This window comes from Blautia sp. ZXY-1-B12, from assembly GCF_056339915.1.
Genome location: NZ_JBWJVP010000292.1, coordinates 1 through 23,311 on the forward strand (window position 1 = coordinate 1; position 23,311 = coordinate 23,311).

General features: G+C 44.0%; 12 protein-coding genes and 5 pseudogenes. All 17 read right to left on the reverse strand.

Annotation, left to right across the window (positions count from 1 at the left end; translation table 11 throughout):
• Positions 1 to 595, reverse strand: a 595-nt coding sequence (locus tag AC075L_RS20480; RefSeq protein ID WP_476388103.1) for a hypothetical protein, incomplete at its 3' end; no start/stop codon positions are given.
• A complete protein-coding gene (locus AC075L_RS20485; RefSeq protein WP_081717104.1) occupies positions 523 to 867 on the reverse strand; it encodes a TnpV protein in 345 nt (114 codons plus the stop codon). The genes AC075L_RS20480 and AC075L_RS20485, both read right to left, overlap by 73 nt.
• Positions 868 to 1,747: 880 nt before the next feature.
• Positions 1,748 to 2,056, reverse strand: coding sequence for a hypothetical protein (locus AC075L_RS20490; protein WP_023922639.1), 309 nt, complete (start codon positions 2,054 to 2,056; stop codon positions 1,748 to 1,750).
• A gap of 76 nt (positions 2,057 to 2,132) precedes the next feature.
• The gene (locus AC075L_RS20495) at positions 2,133 to 3,221 is read right to left on the reverse strand and encodes a DUF5688 family protein (RefSeq protein ID WP_012744288.1); all 1,089 of its coding nucleotides are present in this window, start codon (positions 3,219 to 3,221) and stop codon (positions 2,133 to 2,135) included.
• Between the two features lie 6 nt (positions 3,222 to 3,227).
• On the reverse strand, positions 3,228 to 3,368 hold the full coding sequence (locus AC075L_RS20500) for a hypothetical protein (RefSeq protein WP_012744289.1): 141 nt from the start codon (positions 3,366 to 3,368) through the stop codon (positions 3,228 to 3,230).
• Between the two features lie 87 nt (positions 3,369 to 3,455).
• Positions 3,456 to 9,786, reverse strand: a pseudogene (locus tag AC075L_RS20505) (SpaA isopeptide-forming pilin-related protein).
• Between the two features lie 68 nt (positions 9,787 to 9,854).
• Positions 9,855 to 11,927: a DNA topoisomerase 3 gene (locus AC075L_RS20510; RefSeq protein ID WP_118409346.1), complete on the reverse strand. Its 2,073-nt coding sequence runs from the start codon at positions 11,925 to 11,927 to the stop codon at positions 9,855 to 9,857.
• On the reverse strand, positions 11,928 to 13,358 hold the full coding sequence (locus AC075L_RS20515) for a CD1107 family mobile element protein (RefSeq protein WP_476388104.1): 1,431 nt from the start codon (positions 13,356 to 13,358) through the stop codon (positions 11,928 to 11,930).
• A complete protein-coding gene (locus tag AC075L_RS20520; RefSeq protein ID WP_012744294.1) occupies positions 13,312 to 13,674 on the reverse strand; it encodes a DUF4315 family protein in 363 nt (120 codons plus the stop codon). The genes AC075L_RS20515 and AC075L_RS20520 overlap by 47 nt, the downstream gene beginning before the upstream one ends.
• Positions 13,655 to 16,456 (reverse strand): CD1108 family mobile element protein, encoded by a 2,802-nt coding sequence (locus AC075L_RS20525; RefSeq protein ID WP_044905510.1) that lies wholly within the window; start codon positions 16,454 to 16,456, stop codon positions 13,655 to 13,657. Before AC075L_RS20525 ends, AC075L_RS20520 begins: the two co-directional genes overlap by 20 nt.
• Before the next feature lie 18 nt (positions 16,457 to 16,474).
• Positions 16,475 to 16,585, reverse strand: coding sequence for a hypothetical protein (locus tag AC075L_RS20530; RefSeq protein ID WP_023922645.1), 111 nt, complete (start codon positions 16,583 to 16,585; stop codon positions 16,475 to 16,477).
• A gap of 18 nt (positions 16,586 to 16,603) precedes the next feature.
• Positions 16,604 to 18,920: pseudogene (locus AC075L_RS20535) on the reverse strand (VirB4-like conjugal transfer ATPase, CD1110 family).
• Positions 18,921 to 18,941: 21 nt separating this feature from the next.
• A pseudogene (locus AC075L_RS20540) lies at positions 18,942 to 19,407 on the reverse strand (PrgI family protein).
• A 23-nt stretch (positions 19,408 to 19,430) separates the two neighbouring features.
• On the reverse strand, positions 19,431 to 20,300 hold the full coding sequence (locus AC075L_RS20545; protein ID WP_012744298.1) for a VirB6/TrbL-like conjugal transfer protein, CD1112 family: 870 nt from the start codon (positions 20,298 to 20,300) through the stop codon (positions 19,431 to 19,433).
• Between the two features lie 188 nt (positions 20,301 to 20,488).
• Positions 20,489 to 22,159: a recombinase family protein gene (locus AC075L_RS20550; RefSeq protein ID WP_412376902.1), complete on the reverse strand. Its 1,671-nt coding sequence runs from the start codon at positions 22,157 to 22,159 to the stop codon at positions 20,489 to 20,491.
• A pseudogene (locus AC075L_RS20555) lies at positions 22,160 to 22,358 on the reverse strand (hypothetical protein).
• Between the two features lie 244 nt (positions 22,359 to 22,602).
• Positions 22,603 to 23,311: pseudogene (locus AC075L_RS20560) on the reverse strand (VapE domain-containing protein); the annotation flags it as partial.

The following is a 23,311-nucleotide window of genomic DNA, read 5'->3' on the forward strand; positions in this document are numbered from 1 at the left end:
TCCGAATGGTATCCTGCCAATCCGTATAAGACCGGTATTCTTCCGTATTTCTATTTGTATCTCGGAAATGAAGTGCCAGAAGATCTGTCATTTCTTTCTGTTCCTGCTCGATAGCATTATTGGAGATAAGATTATCAACGTAATTTCCCTCCTCATACATATCCCGGATCCTGTCAGCAGCTTCTTCCCACGTAACGATACGGTCAAAGTTTCTTCTTGCAGAGTCACCTCGCCGGATACGGATACCATCGTTGTCGTACCAGATACTGATTTTCTGATTATCTATGGTAAATCCTTTTCCTCCGGTGCCATATTCATCTTTCAGGAAGCTTTGCATTTCTTCATTGTCCAGACCTTCGATCAATCTTGCAGTAATATGAAACAGTGTATTTTTCTGCCCACTACCTGTGCGAAGGATATGATCGACTACTTCATCGGAAATAAGAAAAGCGGCCGGCTGTTCTAATGCAGCTGCCGCTTTCCTTATTTCTCCAAACTGTTCCTCTTCTGTTGGGAACAGGCTTAACTGTAAATAATCTCCTGGATCACCAGTTCCTCTGCCTGTGCTTTGATCTGGTTCATGTGTCTGGTCCATGCCATTGTGTCTGCCATCTTGTCTGGTGCCGGATCTTTCTCTAGAAGTTCGTTCATCAGGTTGTCTACTCTCTGTCTTGCCTGACTGTCGATCTCCATCAGATGACTGTCCAGACGGTTCTGCAGTGTCAGAATGTTGAACCTGGCTACCTTGTAATTTCTCAGATACTCTTTCCTCATCATTCCGTACTTCCCGATTGTTCCTCTTGTCTCTTCCAGGCTGATATCTGGAATCTGATACTCTCCGTTCTGGCTGTAAGTGATCTCTCTCATGCTCTGTTTCCTCCTTATTTTTTTCTCTATCTTCTGTGTTCTTTGTTTCACTTTCACGAATTAACGTGTTAAATTTATTATAAGCTACTTTCTTTTCTTTTGCAACCGTTTTCAGATCTTTTTCCAGATCATCCAATACATATCGTCCAATCTGCATCAATACCGGTCTGCTGATCTCATTCACAGAACTTCCAAGATGTCCCATAACCTTTAACTGGTTAAAATCCGTAATATGCCGAAAATCCTCTGCATCCAGATATTCCTGTACATCCAGTCCACATCGGTTCAGTAATACATACCAGACACTGTTTGTCATCAATTCCCGGAACTCCACTTTCTGATTCTGCTCGTCCAAATCTTCCAGAAAAGTACCTGATACATCCATTTGCAATTCATCGAAAGCATCCGGTAGCCAGGCCTGCACACTTTCTTCTGCCGCCTGGTGAAGAACCTCTGGCAAGCCTCCCTCTGTTGTTTCCAGTGCAAGCTGTTCCTGCAGATAATCTGCCACCAGTTGTTCTCCTTCCGGATTAAGGTTCCATAACTGTGGATCTCTGCCAAGATTTTTTACCTTATAAGTATCCTGCACATCAAAAACATATCGTAACTTCGTTTTTGGTCCGGATGTGTTATCTATCAGGGCAATTCCTTTGGAACCCTTTTTAATCCATCGGTACATCTTCTGGTTCCAGATTTCCATGGAAGCCACCGCTGTTGCTCCCGGACGCTGTGCATAGATCAAGAGCTGTTCCGGAAAAGTGTACCGGTACAGCCTGGATGCAGTATTTAGAAAACGTATCCACTCCTGCGGATTAGCGGAAACGTCCTTTGCCACTTCCTCCGTCAGCTGCTCCATTGCATATAATTTATTTGCCATCTGTTACTCCCTTTCTTCTTCCCACTTTTCTTCTACAACATCGGCAATCCGTTCCATTGCCCTTGTCACGGAAGGAAAGCTACTGCTATTATTTGCTTTTCCAATCTGATCAACAAGAAATTCCGGCATATCTGCAAGTGCTCCGGCAATCATAGCCTTTACCCTGATATCCTCCAGCATAAGAAGTTCTTTCACACCAAACTCTTCGCCAAATACATCCTGATATCTCCGTAAATCATCCAAAAGATATTCCGGTTTTAAATCTCTATCAATTTCCCTCCTTTTGTCTTCACCATATAAACACCAATCCATATTCTTTTCTCCTCCAACTTCAAAAAATTGGGGACTGCTCTGCACAGTCCCCATAAGCCATCGTTTTCTTTTCACTTTATAATGCTGTAGCAAGATCTCTCGCCTTACTCTTTGGGATTGTATCCGTCCCTTTTGCCTTGATTTCTGCCTTAGCTTTCTCCAATCTTCCATGGATTCCACCTTTTACTTCCGCTTTTTCGGCTACTTTTTCTTTCTCCAGACGTGCTTCCCTGCGCTCAGCATTTTCCAATACTGCGGTCTTTTTGTCACAGAACTGAACCTTATCAGAAAGCTGTTCCTGTCTTTCCACTTGTGTCTCATTGACTTCCTGTACCATCGCATTTAATTCTGGAACCTGTAAAATACCGTTATCCGGGAGAATCAGCACTTCATGAACGGAAGATGGGATGACAAAGTAATCACTTCCCAGGCATTCCCCAATCTGTTTTCGAATATCTTCCTGCAGTAACAGGGAAGCTCCATTCATCTTAGATTCATTGGTAAGGCAGAACATTGGATTCTCCACAGTTTCCATATCCAGTTTTTCATTCAAAAGATTCTTCGGTGTTCCTCCAAAAATCATAGATTCGATAATCTGTGTCATATCCACCAGTTGCACGCCTCTGTTCTTATCTGCCATCATCGCATCTGCCTGAATCTGTTCGACAGATACTCCCCATTCGTTCATCAGAGAAACAGTTACTGGAATACTGCTGATTCCCTCTCCATTTTCCTCCAGATTTACTGCATAATAAGCTGCAAAATCTCCGTGTTCTGTGACTACTTTGTCTGCCAAACGATCGGTATTCCATTCTTTGTCACAAATTCTCATCTGTAATTTGTCCTTCATCTTTTCATAATCAAGAATATCCGGAACTCCCATATCAAAAAATTCTGCTTTACCCTGTGCTTCAATACGCATATCAGCTACATCCCCAACACAAGAATCTACATCTTTCCCATTGATATATTCCTGGTAGAGGGAATCCAGATAGACTGTCGGTACGATTCTCTGATTCCCATTTGGAATTGTAATGCCAGTAAGCTTCAGTCCATTGTTTTTTTCTACTTCCTGAAGTTTAATTTCTGCGTCCCTGTAAGACTCTGGCAGATACTCCTTTACATTGTCTTTGACATATTCATAAAATTCTTTTCTGTTCATCATACGCTTTTACCCCTTTCTGATCATGTGATGGTTCATTCTTTTTCTGTTGACCATCTGCTCAGCTTTCTTCTGATAAGCCATCATTCTCTTTACTGTTTTCTCCTGGTTTTTTCGTGCTTCCTGTCTTTTTTCCATTGCTTTCATCATAGTTTTCTGTTCCTTTCTGTGATTTTTTGTATGAAAAAGGGAGCCTCACATAGAGGCTCCCAATCATAACCGTTGGTTTTAGTTTCCTTATTTGGTTTTCCTTTTTCTACTGATATAAAGTCCTGCCATACCTCCTGTGGAGATCACAAGAAGCAGGATCGGCAGCCAGATATTCGTGCTGTCACCTGTTTTCGGTGCATTTGATACCTTCGTCTCTTCATGGGACTGTGGTGTATCCGGTGTGTTCGGTGTTTCCGGAACTTCCGGTTTCTCATTTGTCAGATTAAAGGTAACTTCTACAACCGGTGTACTGTCATCTGCATAAGCAAATGTCACTTCATGCTTGGTCTGATCCAGCGTGTATCCGTCCAGTGTCTTTGTTTCCACCAGATAATACTTGATAGCGGTATCATATTTGCCGTTCTTAAATGTGGCAATCTCATACAGCTTACTTTCTGCATGACCGGCAGCATCTGTCTTTAAGGTTTCCAGAACCTTTCCTTTGCTGTCACGGAGTTCAAATTCTACCCCTTTCAGCGGTTCTCCTGACGATTTATCTGCCTTATTGAGAATCACTTTTCCCTTGGCAGTATCATCTTTCATAGCTACTTTCTGAATTTCTCCGGTATCCTTCACCTCAAATGTTACATCAGATGTCAGAAGATATCCTTTCGGTGCCTGCTCTTCACGTAAGGTATATTTACCGATTGGAAGTTTTTCGATATAGTGTGCTTCCTCTGTGGAAGTCCAGCTCTCTACTACCTGATCGTCTTTGTCAAGAACCGTCAGTTTTGCACCTGGAATCTCCGTTTCTCCTGTGATATCCGTCTTACTGATCTGCACTTTTGTCACATCATCTTTCATCTCATGCTTCTGAACCTCTGCTGTATTCTCTACTGTGAAAGTAATACTTTCTGCAGTGACATATCCATCTGCTGGTTTTGTCTCTGTCATGGTGTACTCCTTACCAACAACCAGTTCTTTGATCACATGGGATTCTTCCGTAGAAGTCCATTCATCTACTGTATTGCCATCTGAATCCGTTACTTTCAGGTGTGCACCTGGAAGTTCTTTTCCTGTTGTCAGGTCTGTTTTGGTCAGCTCCACTGTAGTTGGCTGATTCTCAAAAATAAAGTCGTAGCTTACTTCTGCCTGGTCTTCTCCGGCATATTCAAAGGTAAATTCCTGTACTTCATCTGTTGTAATAAATCCGTCCGGCGCAAAGATTTCTTTCACATAGTATTTTCCATCTACTGGAAGATCTGCCGTAAAAGTAATCTGTCCTTTTTCATCCGTTACTCGCTGCTCAATCAGACTGTCTTTCTCAAGGAGTACCTCGCCCTTTGCATTTTTGATATTTTCACTGGTATAAAGACCGAAGACACCACCTGCAAGGACACGTTCTGTATCTTTTTCTTTCTTCAGAACCGTAACCTTTACTTTCTGACGGGCATTCTGCCATTTCTCATCATAAGTGATGACTGGTGTGTCCTGATCACGGTAGGAAAGGTCAACATATCTCGGCTCTTTGTCCAGCACATAACCATGGGCTGTTTTTACTTCCTTCACATAGTATTTTCCAGCCGGGAGATCTCCCATCTGTGCAATACCATTGGAATCTGTGGTAATGGTTCCCACTTTTTCATCGGTTTTGAAATAATCTTCACTGACACCATCTGCCGCTTTGATATCTTCCGCAGCAAATACATCGAACGTCACATCTGTAAGGCTTCCGGTTACATACTCAAAAAGATGCTCCACGGTACCTTTTACATGATCCAAAAGTGTTACCTTATCCAAAAACTCTCCATTTTTGTTGATGATCAGAAGTCCTGTCGGTACTTCATCTTTCATCTCTACTTTCTGAATCTCTGCGGTATCTTCCAGAGTGAACTTCACATCCGTTGCTTTCAGATATCCATAAGGTGCCATTTCCTCACGAAGAGTGTATTCCTCTCCAACTGTCAGGCGTTTGATCACATGTGGCTGATCTTTTACAGACGTCCACTGATCCACAACATTTCCTTCTTTATCAAGAACGGTGAGTTTTGCCCCATCCAGCTCCACACCTGTTGTTACATCAGATTTCGTGATTTCTACTGTTGTCGGCTGGTTCTTTTTCACAGTTTTCAGTTTTACTGTCTTCACATCCTGTCCCTGGTAAGAAGCATCCAGATTCAGAACTTCATCAGAGGATACAAATCCCGCCGATGCTTTTAACTCCTTCACATAATACTGTCCAAGTGGCAGATCCAGCGTACATGCTGCAAGTCCATCGTTATCAGAAGTCATTTCCTGTAAGAGTGTGTCTGCTTTCACGATCACTTTTCCATCCGCCTTAATATCCGCTTTGTTAAAGATACCAAAGACAGCTCCAGCTACGGTTGCACCATTTTCTGCATCCTGTTTTTCTACCTGGATTGTAACTTTCTGTCGGTCATCGCCAACAGTCACTTCCTGTTCGATCACAGGTGTATCCTGATTGGCATAGACAAATGCGACTTCTGATCTGTCATGGTTCAGTACGAATCCTTCCGGTGCAGTCTTTTCTACCACATAGTAAGAACCAAGCGGCAGATTCTCTGCAACTGCTTTTCCGTCTTCTCCAGTCGTTACCGTTGTTACCAGTGCATCTTTTGCATAGATCAGCTGTCTGTTTCCGTTTTCATCTTTCTGATAATCCGGTGTATAGATATTTTCAGCTGCATAGACATTAAATTCCGCACCCTTAAGGTATCTTTCTTCATAAACAAAATCCTTTTTGAATCCGGTCAGCATTTCACCTTTTTTATAGATCGTCAGCTTTCCTTTTACCGGATGGTTCTCGTAATCTACCGTAATAATGGCATCTCCGCTCTCAGAATCCATCTGGTATGCTGTGTTTGCATCCACCGCAATCTCTACATAGTTCTTGTTGATTGTGTACCCTTCCGGTGCGTTGACTTCCTCAATGCGGTAATGTCCGATCTTCAGATTCTTCGGCATGATCAGATATCCCTGGCTGTCCGTAAAATAGGACTTATGGGTTGTTGTCACTGGGTAAGTTGTTACCTGTTCCACATACTTCTTGTTGTCCAGGTCGTACACTTTAAATTCTGTTCCTGCAATCAGGACGGATTTCTTTGTTTCATCGTCTTTTTTCACGATTTTCAGTTTTGCCTTAAACTCTTCATCCAGAAGCACTCGCCAGATCTGTGGCTCATTTGGATGATGCTCTGTGATATTCACTTCAAAATCATCGACTGGCTTGTAGTTGTGCGGTGTTGTTGTCTCACGCACGATATAGCTTCCAAATGGTAATGGAATACTGCCAGGCATACCCTTTTTCATCTGTGAAAATCTCAGTTGCTCCTTTTTCTCCACTCACTACTGGTTTTGCAGAATCAAAATCATAACTGCCATCTGCTTTCTTTGTAAGGGAAGATTTCAGATAAACTGTAAATCCAGCTCCGGATAACAGATCTGCATCTGTCTTTCCATTGTTGGCTGCTTTAATAATCTGGAATGGCTGCTTGATGACCTGCTCACTGGAAGTGCACTCTCTTTTCACTTCTGCTGTCATATCTCCTTCATAACTGCACGTAAGATCATGCTCTTCTGTATCTGCCAGGTATCCGGTCGGAGGTGTAATCTCTTTGATATAATATTTGCCAAGATACAAGCCATTTACAGAAGCCTGTCCTTTGTCATCTGTTGTAAGAGATGCTATCTGTTCTCCTGCTTTATAAATAGTTCCGGTTGCTCCGTCCGGATGCACAATATCTTCACGGGCATACAGACCATAAACTGCACCTTTCAGTGTGGCATCTCCCTGCGGTACTGCTTTTCCTGTTTCTTTATCAACTTTGAATAAATTGATCTTTGCTGTCACACGGTCATTACTGAAGGTATGGGCAAAAGATACGGTTGCTTCTTTATCATTGGTGTAAGAAAACTTGAACGTATACACATCTTCTGTATTTCTTACATAGCCTTCCGGTGCCTGATCTTCTTTTACAAAATAGGAATATCCAATCGGAAGATCCGCTGTGAATTTTGCATTCCCATCTGCTCCAGTAGTTGCTTTCTCAATCAGTGTTCCTTTTTTCACAACAACGGTTCCGTCTGCATTTCTAATATCATCGGATGCATACAGAGCAAAAATACCGCCATTCAGTGGTTTCTTGGTGTCTTTATCCTGTTTTACTACGGAAACATCTGCTTTCTGTCTCTCGTTGTTAAAAGTCACATCTGCAAATACAACTTCTTTATTCTGTCCGGCATAGGTCAGAGTCACTGGCTTTTCTTCGCTGCCGTTATAGAAATTGTCCGGTGCTTTTGCTTCTTTTACCACATAGGTTCCAAGATGCAGGTTTTTCAGTGTGACAGAACCATTCTCACCTGTTGTCAGATTTTCTTTTACCAAGTCACCTTTGCTGTACACTTTTGTGCCATAAGCAGTTACGATATCCGCTCCGGCATACACGTTATATACTGCATTTTTCTGTCTGCGGTTCTCATACTGGAATACGGTTCCACTCTCACTGACTTCTGCACCGATAAGAACCTGACCTTCTTTGTAAATGGTAAGCTCTGCCAGCTGCTCCTTGTTTTCCACGGTCACAGCCGAGGTCTTACTTGCTACCAGTTTCACATTTGTTGCCGTTGCATTTACTACATATCCCTGTGGCACTGTGATCTCTTTCAGATAAACGGTATCCTGTGTCTTGATGATCGTAACAGAGGATTTTCCATTCTTATCTGTTGCCGGCATCTGAGTGATCAGCTTTGTACATGCCTCATCGCTGTATACACCGAATACTGCACCTGCAAGATTGACATCCGCTGTATCGTCTTTCTTTACGATTTCGATCGTAGCCTGTTCAATCCAAGACACTTTGAAATCAATATATTTTTCATCTGTCACACCTTCACCAAATACCAACGCAAGATCCTGCGTGTCAGATCCGGTGGTGATTTTATAAGCAGAGTAATCTTTTGTAATACTTCCCTTCATTGTAGAAGACCAGCTCTGTGCCACGTCACTCACCTGTGTCAGTGGTGCAGAAAGATAAAACTTTGTTCCTCCGCAAATTTCTACACTTGCACCAGCTTTACTTGTTGTGCCTGTGCTTAGATTATGAAGTTTCACACCAGACGGAAGCTTCATCGTAATTGTCTGTAGCTTATCTGCTTTGAATGTAATATCTTTGGTTCTCTGTGAATTGCCATCCACATAAGCTTTTACATCTCCATCAGAAAATGACATTGCTACATCCGGTATTTCTGGCTGTGAAACACAATAATTATACAATTTCATTGCTAAATTCTTGGCTGTACTATTCGCTCCGGAAAAAGCGTCGCCACTTCCATTAGCATAAGAAGCCGCCAGATGAACAAGAATGAATTTTGCTCCAGCACTAAGATTTCCATAACCATTCTCTTCTGTAAAGAATCCTTCATCTCCTGCTGCCTTGGTTCCGTAATAACATACCTTAGCTAATGTTTTTCCATCTCCGACTTTACTAATCGTGTAATTACCTGTTCCTGGTCCCGGTTTTGATGGCTGTACACAGTAAGCAGTCGCAGATACATTTCCAAACTGAACCGTATACTGATAGGTAAGATAAGAACCATAACCATAATCCGCATAACGATACAGAGTTCCTCTTGTAACAGATACTTTCTGTACACTTCTTGCACTTGTCTTTGCCATAAAAGTGACTGTTTCACCAGCTTCCATGGCGTATAAATCAATTCCTTCCTCTTCCGCCTGCTCCATTGCATCCGATACTGTAAGACCTGTTTCCGAATCCGTTGTATTTTCAGTATCTTCTTCCATATCCGGTAATAGTTCGCTTGCCTGAGAATCAAATTCTTCTATCTCGCTTTCCGTCACTTCCTCTGTTGGAAGCAATTCCGAGTCTGCTTCTGAATTCTCCGTTTCCTCTGTCTGCTGTTCACTGCCAGCTGTTTCTGATTCGGTTACTGCTTCACTCCCTGCAGTTTCTGTCTGCACTTCTGTTTCTTTCTCACGCACAATCAGCTTTCGGCTGATCTGGTACTTCGGATGCTCCTGATTTACCGGTTCCACATAATAGACCGCTTTGTAAGTGTCCGCATGATCTGTCGTAAAATCCTCATTCTTATCATTCTTTGCTTCCTCAAATGTGACTTTAACCTTGTTATCATCCTTGATTTCCAGTCCGGTATAATCTGATTTCACATTAAATACACTGCCTGTTTCAATTTCATAATCTTTGGCAGTCACCACCTCATCTTCATCCAGAAGGTCTTTCACTTCCTCATAAAGTGGAGGTTTCTCCTCTGGCTGGATCTCCGCTGCATATGCCGTCATCGGAGATAGCACTGTACTAAGCATTGTCATGCCTGCCAGCAAGCCAGATACTACTTTTCTAAAATTACCTTTTTTCTTCATGCTAAGGTCCTCTCTTTCATATATTTGTATTAAAACAGACAGTCCTTAGACTGCCTGCAATACACTACTTATCGTTGTGGAAAAATCAGATTGAACTGTACATTTCCCTCTCCGGGATCAACCATCTCCACAGTTGCTTCGTACTGTCTCCCTGTTTTTCTTGATACCAGATCCTTATAATGGATTTTTCCTTTAGACAGGAACTTCTTTGCTGCCGTCTTATCCATCTTTTTTCCCTGACTCGCAAGGAATTTATCATTCTTCCATAAGGTAAAAGTACAGTTCCGGTCAGAACAGTAAAAGTTTACTTTCCCTTCCTGGACATCTGCTCCACATCGGGGACATTTGTCAATGACTTCTCCTTTTGCCTTTCCCTGAAACTGATTTTTCTTTTCTTCTGAAATTCCCTGATACCTGGCAACCAGTTCCTGCATCAGTTCTGTAATCCCATTTAGGAATTCATCTGCTGTCTCTGTATTCTGGGCAATGTGATTCAATGCCATTTCCCACTCTGCGGTCATCTTCGGAGATTTAATCTCATCTGGCAGAACTGTAATCAATACATTACCATCATCTGTCGGCACCAGATTTTTCTTTTCCCTTTTCACAAAACCAGACTGAATCAGTTTTTCAATGATTGCTGCCCTTGTTGCCGGAGTACCAAGTCCTTTCTTTTCTGTATCTTCGGTCAGTTCTTCATTCCCTGCACGTTCCATCGCAGAAAGCAGGGTATCTTCTGTGTACTGTTTCGGTGGCTGTGTGAAATGCTCCGATACCAAAGAATCACAGGGACCATAATGCTTGCCTGCCCAGATATCCAGCTCCGGCTCTTCTTTCTCAATCTTTACGCCAAAGAACTGTTTCAATTTATTTTCGATCGCCTTGAATCCTTCCTGCTTTGTTTTCTTTGCTGTGAGATAAAACGTATGATAATTGCAGGTGATCTGGCATTTATGGCTTTCATAAATATAAGGATCTGCAGTTGCTGTCAGAACCCTGGCACTGATCAGATACAAAATCTTGCGGTTTCGTTCTTTCAGTTCACCAATATCTGCTTTGGCTACTTCCATGGTTGGGATAATCGCATGGTGATCGGATACTTTCTTTGAATTTAATACCTTACTCACGTCTGGGTGATATTCCAGACCTTCAGCATAAGGCATTTTCCCAAGTAACATCTGAATCAGTGTTTCAGTGCTTTCTCCCATCTCATCTGTCAGATACTGGCTGTCTGTTCTCGGATAAGTGACCAGCTTCTGCTCATACATCTCCTGCACGGCATCCAATGTCTGCTGTGCGGTATAACCAAACATTCTGTTTGCTTCCCTCTGCAGAGTGGTCAAATCATAGAGCTTCGGAGGACGGACCGTTTTTTCTTTCACATCATCCTTTTCCACTTCGCACATACGCTCCATACAGTCCGCAGCCACTCTATCTGCATCTTCTTTTTTCTGAAAATGCTCTGTGACCGCATCCATCTCGTCAAACTTGATATGAGCCATATAATATTTTTCTTTGGTAAATTCCTTGATCTTCTGATTTCGATCCACGATCATGGCAAGTGTTGGTGTCTGTACTCTTCCAACTTTCAGATTCTGGTTATACAGAACGGAAAAAAGACGGCTCGCATTGATTCCCACCAGCCAGTCTGCCTTTGCCCTGCAAAGTGCTGACTGATAGAGACTGTCATAACACGAACCGTCTTTTAATGACGCAAATCCATCTTTAATTGCCTGTTCCTCCATGGAAGAGATCCAGAGCCGCTTCATCGGCTTTTTGCATCCTGCCTGCTCATACACCAGACGGAAGATTAGTTCTCCTTCCCGCCCGGCATCTGTAGCACAGATTACTTCATCTACTTTGGAATCTCGCATCAGTTTTTTCAAGATTCCAAACTGCTTTTTCGTGCCTTCCAATACCCTGTGTTTCCAACATTCCGGCACAATCGGCAGATCTTCATATCTCCATTTTTTATATTTTTCATCGTATTCTGATGCATCACATAATCCAACCAGATGTCCTACGCACCAGGAAACGAGATAACCGTTTCCTTCCACGTAGCCATCTTTTCTTGTTCTGGCTCCAATCACGGAAGCCAGTGCCATCGCAACCGATGGCTTTTCTGCAATCACTAATTTCATTTACTCCTGCTCCTCTTCTTCATCTTCCAGCACAGCATCATCAAAATCCTCGTCTCTCAGGATTTCTGGTTCTATACTTTCTTCCTGCTCATCTGCATCGTCTACTTCCCGCTTTTCAGATTCTGAATCTTCGGATTCATCTTCATCCTCTTCCATCTCATCCTCGTCATCATATTCATGCTTTGGTTTATAGACTTTGAAGTAATATCCTCCTGCCGCAGCTCCTACTGCAACCAGTGCAATCAGAAGATACGTTCCAAATGGACCTTTATCTTCTGGCATCTGGATTTCATCCTCTACCTTATCTTTCTCAGCTGTCTCAGTTGTTTCCGGCTTTTCTTCTTCAGCCTGTTTCTCTGGTTCTGCATAAACAGTATCTACTTCCGGAAGTGTCACGGAATCAGAAAGTGTGAAGTTCATCAGATCTTTCTCGCTGACTTCTGTAAGGAAATACACATTATCCTGAGATTTTGAATTGTCGATGATCAGATAAAAAATCTTACCACTCTTAGTTGAAATGGTATAAAACTCTTTTGTGCCTTCCGTAGCTGTTTTAGTAACAGAATCTGCTGTCTCGCCTTCTTTATTAAGCTGTTCCTCAATACCTGTCACTGTCCGATCATCCACAGTTCCTTTTGCATCTGTTGGCTCAGAAGCTTGTGCATCCTGCGGAAGCGGAGAAGTCGTTGTTTTTTCAGTTCCCGTTGCATCTGCACTGGTCGTAGTTGCCATTGCACCATTGCTGTCACTGGAGGTTTTCTGTTTCTCTGCCTGCTTCTTTGCCCATTCATAATAAGGATTCTGCAACACATACTTTTCAGAAGTATTTCCGGCACCGTCTGTTACCGTAATCTCAATCTGTTTTGTAGTAAAATCTTTCTGTGTCAGTTGCACTCTCAGCATTCCATCCTTCAGATCTGTATAAGTGGTGCCATTAACTGTTACTGCAGTAATCCCGGATACTGTATCATTCCCCTGAATCGTCAGCACACCATCTGTCAGGGAAGCAGAGAGTGTCGGCTTTTCCGTGTCATAACACTTAATAGAACGATTCTGCTCATACACCTTTCCATCACCATCTGTCACACGCACATACACTGTCTGATTTCCTGTGATCGTGATACTTCCGCTTCCAGTTACATCCTGCCAGCTTCCATCTTTTCCTGCTTTTGCTTCAATCTTTGCTATTGAGAAACCTTCCGGCATATGGCTGGCATCTACCGTAACAGCAATGGTTGTTTCTCCCTGTTTCCATCCATCCGGTTTCTCAATCGTGATTGCAGGCGTGGTATTCTCAGCTGCATAAGCAGTCTGTGTCTGGAGCAAAGGTGTTGTCAGGCAAAGAAATGTCGTTGCTGCAAGCAGACTCTTTTTTACCCTGCTTTTAGTATTTGTTCTCTTCTTCTGTTTCATTTTTTCCAGATTCATCATCGGCTTTTATTTCCTCCTTCTGTATTTCTACCCTGCCGGGCAACTCATTTTTCATTTTCTTTTTAAAAGCTTCCAATTCCGGAATACTCATATCCATTGCACGGATAATTCTTACAATTTCCAGATTTTCTGCTTCTGTTTTTGCAATCTCCGCAGCCTTGAACCGCTTTAAATCTGCTTCATATCTGGCTTTAGATGCTTCCATTTTTTCCTTGGCTTTCTCATAATCTGCCGTTGCTTTTTCAAGACTTTTCATCTCTTCTCCTTTCCGGGCGGCTGTTATACCGCCCTTTTCCTTACCATCGCCCGAATCCATAGAAATGGCTCTGCCAGTATGGAGAGTTGATGGACGTGTACTGAACCGGATGCCCACAATGGATCATCTGACCATTGCCCACATAGATTCCAATATGCGTTACTGGTTCTCCTGCATCGTAGGTTCCGGTAAAGAAGATCAGATCTCCTGGCTGTGCTTCTGACTGGGATACTGGCGTACAAATGTTGTACAGTCCCTGTGCAGTCAGCCTTCCCGTATTTCTTACCCCGGAATGAACCAGACAGTAGCTGACAAATCCGGAACAATCGAATCCACTTGGGGAATATCCGCCCCACACATACGGTGTTCCAAGATATTTTGCAGCCTCTTCCAGTAAACGTTGCGCTGCTTCACTGGTATATTCATTACCACCAAAGCCTGTCCCTTCTCCTGTTTCCAGATAAAAGATCGGGTTTAACCGCTCTCCATTTTTCAAAAGTTCAATGTGAAGATGGCTTCCTGTAGAATTTCCGGTATTTCCTACAAGACCGATCTCATCACCTTTCGTGACGGATGCACCTGCAGATACACTCCGGCTGCTTAAATGTGCATACCGCAGTTCATAGCCTTTACTGTCCTTGATTACAACATAATTGCCATAGCTGTCGTTATAAGCAGAAGTTGTAACCGTTCCGGTCAGCCCTGCCATTACTTTTGTCCCTTCCGGTGCTCCGATATCCATACCATTGTGTAACTGATTTGCTCCTGATATTGGATGAATCCGATATCCATAATAGCTGGTCACACTGGAATACCAGTTAAAATCAACCGGTGTTGCAAACATCTGCAGGTTGCCTTTGGTATCGTTGTAGGCACTGAACAGTTCTTTCTGGAAAAATCCCAACCTGTCCTGACAGATTGACATCAGGTTTCCACTGGTCAATGTTACATTCAGCGTGTCCACATCTCTGATTCTGGTCACTTCGACTTCATTGCTTCCGTTATCATCTGCAAGATAACATTCCCAGGTCTGATGTCCATGTGCAGATGCTGCCGCATGACTGTCATAATAGACATCAAATTGTACACCGTATCTTGCGAAAGCTCCGGTATCTTCTACGGTATATTCGACACCATTCATAACTACCTTTGTTCCCATTGGAACAAACGGATTGGAAGCATCTACCGCTAAGGTATGATTGGCAGTTGGATATGCTCCACTGGCAGTCGGTCCTCCGCTCCAAATACCACAACAGATTGGACAGTTACAATATCCACTGGTCACAACCTGTCCCAAAGATTCTCCAACTCTTACTGTTGCTGTCTCCGTTACAGTCTCATTGACTGCTTCAGTAGTTAAATGATATTGCTCTGCAAACAAGGCGTCCAGCTCCGGCTTGACCTGTTCAAAAGTAAATTCTTCATACTTTGCAGACAGATAACTAATCAGGATAAACGGATCATGCTCAATAGGTCCGATGTTATATCGGTATTCCTCATGTCCTGGTTCTTCAGATTCCATATTGTTGATCCGCTCCTGCAGATTAGCTTCCAGCTGTGTGTAATACAGTTCCGCTTCCCGGATTGCCTGATCCGATGACAGATAACTGGTTCCGGTGTAAGTGATCACATTTTGTAAAAACACTGCAGAGCATGACGTGACATTCGTTATGATCAGAAACATCAATCCGATCAGAACTGCTACACTGATATACACCTTCCGGTTTTCTTTAAAAAAGTTGGTGACTTTGCCGCCAATCTTCTTGATATAATCAATCGTACCTTTTGTAGCTGTTCCTACTGTCTGTTCACTTCGCTTCGCTTTGGCATAATCCCGTTTGATCTGTTGCTTCTGAATCTGTTTTTTCAGTTTCTTCTGTTCCTGACGGGCTGCCGCCTGTGTCTGTTTCTCTTCCTGTCTTTCAAGTCTGCTTCTTTTTCTGAATGCCCTCTGTTTCCTGCGTCTGGCACTTCTCTGTTCCAGCCGGTAAACACCTTCGCCGCTTTCTTCTAACTTATGGGCACCTTCTACCGCCGCATTATCGTCTTCATTTTTGCTGATCTCACGGTGCAATGCTGCGGAAGCTGCACTTCCTGCTTTCTTGACAACAGAAGTTTTTTCTGTTTTCACAGATTCCCCTTCGCCAAACTTCAAGCGGGATTTCTTCTTTCCAGGAGCTTCTCCATCATTTGCCTGATAGACCTGTGCCTTCTTGGAATGCTGCTTTGCTTCCTTCTTCTTTTTTGCTTCCTCATAAGAAAACTTTTTGGCTTTTTCCTTCTGTTTCTGATGTCGGAAATTGACTCCATCCGTATCCATCTGGTTCAATTTCTCCATATCTTTATCATTTTTCACAGAAGCACCAGTTTCCTCATAAGCAAACTTCAAACGCTGTTTTTGTTTTGGCTTTTTGCTACCACCGGTCTGATTTCTCCGGCTGTCTCCTCTGTTTTCTGATAGATCCGCACGTTTTTCTTTCAGTCTCCCTGACTGTCCGGCTTCGGATTTTTCTGCAAGTCTGGATTCTTTTCCGACTTCAGCACGGATTCTTTTTCTATTTTGCTGTTTTCTACTCTGTCCAAGATCCTCACTTTGCTTCTCTGCCCGTATCAGTTCCGGTGCATCTCTGGATTTTTGCACAGAGGGACGAATATTTTTCCCACTCCGTTCAGACTGGCGGGAAGACTTATCCACAAGGCTTACTTCTTTTTCCCCCTGTTTTCCTCCCATCTGCACATCACTGGCACGGTTACTGACACGAACAGAAGATTTATCCGTCAGGTTTTCTTCCACCAGACCATCCTTGGTCATTTTCTGGACTTTCTTATCCCTGACTTTCATTCTCTGTTCTGCCACTGATTACTCCTCCTTCTTCGGATACCCTTTCCCTGCCTGTAATAAACAAAGAAAAGCGATGCCAAATACAGCACCGCCACAAAATGTCAATCCATATGAAATTACCTGTAACATTGTTTTACTCCTCCTGTATTACCCTGCTTCGGCTGTTTCCTCCGGGCGGGTTGTCATAATCTTATAAAGGGAATTCTTCGGGAATCTGTCTACAAACGGAATAATCACATTTCCATAGAACAGAAGTCCTTCACCCTCATTACTGTTGGTTACATAAGACAGCTGGGTTGGTGAAATATTCAACTGTTTAGCCAGAATCTGCCTGTCACCGGATGCCTGGTTGAGCATATAGATAAAATCAGAGTTTTCAAAAATATTCTCGATTTCCCTGGAAGCTAAAAGATCCTTAATGTTCTGGGTAATTCCTGTCGGAATACCGCCCCATTTACGGAATCGCTTCCAGATTTCCACGCTGTAGGCTGCTGTCTGTTCTTCTTTTAAGAGAAGATGGAATTCATCCACATAGTAACGGGTGGATTTATGAGCGGAACGGTTGATCGTCACTCGGTTCCATACCTGGTCCTGCACAATCAGCATCCCGATCTTCTTCAGCTGTTTTCCAAGCTCCTTGATATCAAAACATACGATACGGTTGTTGATGTCCACATTTGTGCGATGATTAAATACATTTAGGGAACCTGTAACGTAAATCTCCAATGAAGTTGCCAGACGCTGTGCTTCCGGCTCTTCCTGTTTCCGCAACAGATTATATAAATCCTCCAGTATCGGCATCTTCTCTGGCACCGGATCAGCGAGATATTCCTGATAGACCAGCCGCACACAACGGTCAATGATCGTCTTTTCTACCGGTTCCAGTCCATTCTTTCCACCGACAATCAGTTCACACAGGGACAGAATAAAATCTGCCTTTAAGGACAGCGGATTATCTTCCTCTGAATAATTCAGGTTCAGATCCATCGGATTGATATACTGGTCTGATACCGGTGAAATCCGGATGACCTGTCCGTGCAGTGCCTGCACCAGTGGATAATACTCGGCTTCTGGATCACAAATAATAATATCGTCCTCCGTAATCAGGAAACAGTTCGTAATTTCTCTTTTTGCTGAGAAGGATTTACCGGAACCAGGTGTACCAAGAATCAGTCCATTCGGGTTCTTCAGACGCTTCCGGTCAACCATAATCATGTTGTTGGATAATGCATTCAATCCATAATAAAGAGCTTCCCCTTCCTGGAACAGTTCCTGTGTCGTAAATGGCACAAAGATCGCTGTTGCCGATGTGGTAAGCCCTCTCTGAATCTCAATTCGATTGACTCCCAGTGGAATACAGGACATCAATGCTGCTTCCTGCTGATAGTCCAGCTGTTTTAAGGAACAGTTGTATTTTTGTGCGATACCCTGTACCTGGAAGATATTGTTATCCAGCTTCTGACGCTTCTTTGCGGTATTCATCACCAACACTGTCACAAGAAACATACGCTCATTTCTGGACTGTAAATCTTCCAGCAGATTCTTTGCTTCTTCCCCGTAGGTCACAAGATCCGATGGAAGCACATCCATGTCATACCCGGAACGTACCGCCCGCTTCTGCTCTTCAATCTTCATCTTATCCAAATCTGAAATCTTGCTCTGATCATCTTGATCAGCAGAACTCTGGTCAATGGACTGGATATGAATATTGACATTGATGCTGTCATCCACATCCAGGAAATCTGCAAGCATCCGTTGTAAGCTCCGGTGCCAGGATCTGCAGATAACTCACGCTTCCCATGGTCTTTCCCATCAGAAATGTCTGATTCTTGGAAAAGTTAAAGGAAGTTGGTGCAATAAAGTCTTTGGTCTTTAATCCTGTTTCCGGCAGCATCTTGTACTGGAACTTAAATGGTTCAATCCGATCCTGGTTGAACACATGATACAGAATCTCCAGTCGCTCCAGACCATTTAAGGAATGTGCCTGTGCTCCCAGAACTTTAAAGTTGTTCAGGATATCGGCTTCAATCCTTTCAAGCCTTGGTCTTGCCACCTTCAGGCTTTCTGCTTCGATTCCAAAAGTGATATACTTGGTTTTCACCAGACCATTGTTTCCCTTGGAAAGCTGATTTTTTAACATGGTCCGGTACTCCTCACGAATGGCATTGAAGTCATCGTTCTGATCCGGAATATCAATACTTTTCTCAAATTCAGCCACATCCACCTGCTGATTGATAAAGGACAGCTGCACACTGATGGAAGAATCAAAGTAATTTAAAAAATCACAGTAATTCTCAAATATCGTGGTCTTATCCTCATTTAAAGCCAGCTGATAATTGATGTCATAAAACTGAATTGTCTTAGAGAAAAAGGTCTTTGTCACCTGGCAGATACCATCCTGCAGCGTCCGAATATACGGAATACTCTGCTGTGCAGTTGTAGGAATGTTTTTCTGTTTCCTCACGATCCCGTTTCCTGCTTCTTCCTACGCTTTTCCTGTTCTCTTTCTTTTCTGCTTTTTTTGTTTCTTCTTTCCTGACGGTTTCTTTTTTCCGCCAGGGACAGACGCTCCTGCTGAGCCTCCTGCTTTGTCTTTTTTGCCATCCGGCACACCCTCCTTTTTTACAAGGGTGGAAATCTCCTGATAAAAATTTTCTGTCTTATATGGTCTTACCGCTGGACATATAAACTTCTGTCGAATGATATTTGCCACCACTTTTTCAAAGGGAAGCCCGTCTTTTTCATACATCGCCATGAAGAAAAACGGAAGCATGATCGTTACCATCAGAATGGCAGCGATACTGGAACCGATTGGTTTTCTCATGAACAGATAAAACGGAATTCCCACAACTGCGGCAAGTGAAAAGAAAATCAACTGCCGCTTTGTCAGATTTAACGCTACTTTCTGTTTTGACCTTGGTAAGGTCTTTTGGTACTGGTACATACGCCATGGTATGCGCTCCTTTCCTGCCCGTTAGTGGGCATTGAATATTGATTTGCTAAGGCTTCCGGTCTTGAATAATGAAAATGCAAGAATCACGGTATACGCCGCTACTGAAAACATTGCTGCATGAAGGTCACTGGATATGGTCATTGCATTTACTAAAACTGCATAAATTCCCACACAGACCATCATGAAGAATCCCTGAAATGCCAGTGCGAACAAGCCTTTTAAATAGTTGTTTCCGATATTGCCCCATTCCTTATTGGTCATGGTGGCAAACGGAATTGGTGCTATGGAAGTATAAAGGTAAATTTCTATCATTCTTCCGTACAAAATAACGGTTATGATGATCGACAGAATCCGCATGGTAATACTGATCAACAGCGTTTCCATGGATAGCAGGAACAAATCCCCCAGTTCCATATCTTCCAGTGCATCCACAATCCTTGCGACTGCTTCTGATGCATCCACCGCTGTGTTCCCGGAGATCACCCCGGCGGCATTGTTGACCACATGCTGGCCAACATCAAAGACCGCCATCGTGATATTGAACGTATTTGTCACCAAATAAATGGCTACATACGCCTTGAAAATCCAGAGGAAAATGTTGTAAGTCTCAAATTCATGGAAATTGTTTTTCTGCGTTACCATCGTAATCAGCTCATAGCACAAGACAAAGGTGATGATCAGTCCCGCAATGGGGACAATTACTGTCTGGGAAATGTTCTGGATCAGATTAAAGATCCCTGCATTCCATCCCTGCGGTGTCTGTCCCACCTGCCCGGCTATGGTTCCCACCTGCTCATTGACAGACGTGAACATGTTATCCAAACATGACTTGATAAGCCCGATCAGGATATCCTTTATCGCTTCCGTAATTCTCTCAATGATGGTGTTCATCTACCACTCCTCTTAAGAGAACAATGTTGCCAGCTGTGGAATCAGGGTAGTTCCCAGCAGCATGATTCCGGCACCAGCTCACCAGCGGTCTGATCCCCAATTAGGTGTAAAACTCTGCTCGATGGCGGGCGGCGGCGTACAAAAAATCTATATGGTGTTTTTTAAGAGAACCGTCCCGGCGGGACAGGTCAGGCAGTGACCTGTTCCACCTCCGGGATGGGTTTGAGATTAAAATGAATTTCGATAGAAATGTGTCTTGTTTTATCTTCGTCAATGCGCTCATGCACGACGATTTCTTTGATTAAGCGGTTGAGGGTGGCTGCGTCCAGCTCTGTGATGTTGGCATATTCCTGAATGGCTTCCACCCATTGTTTTGCGTCATTGGCAAGCTGGACTTCATCGGACAGCCGCTTTCTGCCCTCGGACACTTTTGTTTTAAGCTCCGTCTGCTCGGTCTGTGTCTTTTCCAGCATGGTGTTGAAATTCTGCTCACTGATACGCCCTGCAATCATATCCTCATAAAGCCGCATGACCATTTTGTCCAGAACCTCAATCCGTTCCTCGTCCCTTGTAAGGGAGCGTTCCATTGCTTCCCGCTGTTCCCGCTGCTCGGCTTCACAGGTATTGGTCAGGCGGTCAGCAACCGCTTCCCCGTCCATCAGGGCAGCTCTGGCACATTCCCGGATTTTCCGCAGCACATGGCTGTAAAGGGTGTCATAGTCAATCCGGTGCTGGGTGCAGTGGTTCTTTCCAAAGGCATTGTAGGTCTTGCAGGAGTAAATCCGCTGGGGATGTTTTGCGTTTGTGTAGCGTACCGTCAGCGACTTCCCACACTCGCCGCATTTTATCAGTCCGGCAAACAGGCTGATTTCATTGGTCTGCCCCGGACGCTGGCGGGATTTCAGCTTGTTCTGCACAATGTCAAAGCTCATGCGGTCAATCAGCGGTTCATGCTGTCCCTCCACCACAATCCAGTCCTCCGGCTTCTTTTCCCCAATCGTGCCGATTTTGAAACGGTAGTCTTTTTTCTGGGAAGCAATCGCCCCGGTGTAGACGGGATTCATCAAAAGGTCTTTGATAACGGAGAAGTCCCACATATACCGCCCGTTTTCCGGGTCTTTCTTTTCCCATTTGGTGCGGGTATTGCGAAGCCCCCGTTCCCGGTTCCACCATGTGGGGCAGGGGATTTTTTCTTCCTCCAGCCGTCTGCGGATATAGTTCGGACCATGACCGTTTAGGGCATATCCGAAAATCAGCCGCACAATCGGGGCGGTTTCCTCGTCAATGAGCAGATGGTTTTTGTCCTCCGGGTCTTTCCGATACCCAAACGGGGCAAGACACCCGGTAAACTGTCCTTTCTGCGCTTTCAGAAGATAAGAGGAATGGACTTTCTTGGAAATATCCTTGCTGTACATCTCGTTCAGGATATTCTTGAACGGGGCGATGTCGTTGTTATCCCGCAGGGTGTCGATACCGTCATTCATGGCGATATAGCGGACACCGTTTCTTGGGAAAAAGTCCTCAATCAAATGCCCGGTTTGCAGATAGTTACGCCCCAGTCGGCTGAGGTCTTTCGTGATGACAAGGTTGATTTGCCTGCGCTCAATGGCTCTCAACATTCTCTGTAAATCAGGACGCTCCATATTAAGACCTGTGAAGCCATCGTCCTGATAGACTGCCACAACCTCCCATCCCTGCTTTTCGCAGTATTTTTCCAGCATATCACGCTGGTTTGCGATACTGGCACTTTCGCCTTGCAGGTCATCGTCCTTTGACAGCCTGCAATAGACCGCCGCACGATAGCCCCCGGCAAGTGCTGAACCGATTGTTCTGTATTCCATTTCGTTCATCATAGCCATTTACCCACACAATCCAGACGGTATCTGGCTCTGTTGAACCTCATCTTCATTATACTTCAAATCTTTCTTTTTAGCAAGATATTCTTTTGTATTTGTTTTGCCGTATTTCTGGGAAATCAGGCTGACGAACACATCGGTGGCGTCCAGTTCCCCGTCAAATACGGTGGTCACTTGAATCTCTGGTCTTGTTTTTTGCCATAGGCAGTTATCCTCCATACATGAAAATAGCCAGACAGAGGGTGGTCGGCAACGAAGTCCGGCAACGGGCTTCAAAAGACCTTGCAAACAATCTCAATCTGGCGTTGGTTACTATTTATACTTTTCTTTTATTTTTCTGTTGTTTTGGTTGTCATAGAGGGAGAAAAGCCCGGAAATAAGGGATTTTCCCCGGCAACCGGCTCGGCAACGGGATAGCAACGGAAGTCGGCAACGGGCTGTCATTTTCAGAATGGAAGCTCCATCTGCTCTGTGACCTCCACAAAACCGTCCATAGATTTTTCGGGCGGGTTGTCGGTGTCCGTTGCCGGGATTTCACGCTCCCAGCCCTTTTGTCTGCCGTATTCCGCAAACATTCTCGGATTGGAAAAGTAGTTCCACCCGGTAATGCACTGGTTCATTATCTCGTTGATTTCCCGGATTTCCCATTGCTTCGGCTCGTCAAAGGTGTGGTTTAAGGCTTCCTTGTAGAGCTGCTTGGAACAGACCGTTTCCCCGGTGTACTTATCAAGGTACGCCTGTATCATCCCGGCTTTGGTGTCCTCCGGCATAAAATCCCGCTGGTGTTCTTTGAGATACCGCTGCATGGCTGGGGCTGAATGACAGCTTGAACATGCCGCTTCGGTAAATCTCCATTGCTTCCGCCCACATCTGGCTGATATAGGCTCTGGAAGCGGCTTCGTCCTCCAAAATGTGAACCTCGGCTTGCTCCGGGTACACCATGACCGGGATAAATCGGCGGTTGCCGGAACGGTCAAGGGGGAGAAAGTCAAGGGCGTTGGAAGTGCCGCCGAACACGCATTGACGGGGGCGGTCTGCCGGGTGAGTTTCATAGGGAATTTTGTAAACCTCTTTCTGGCGGCTTAGAAAGGACTTGATTTCCTCAATGCTCTTGGCATTGGCGGTTGCCATCATTTCCGACATTTCAATTATCCA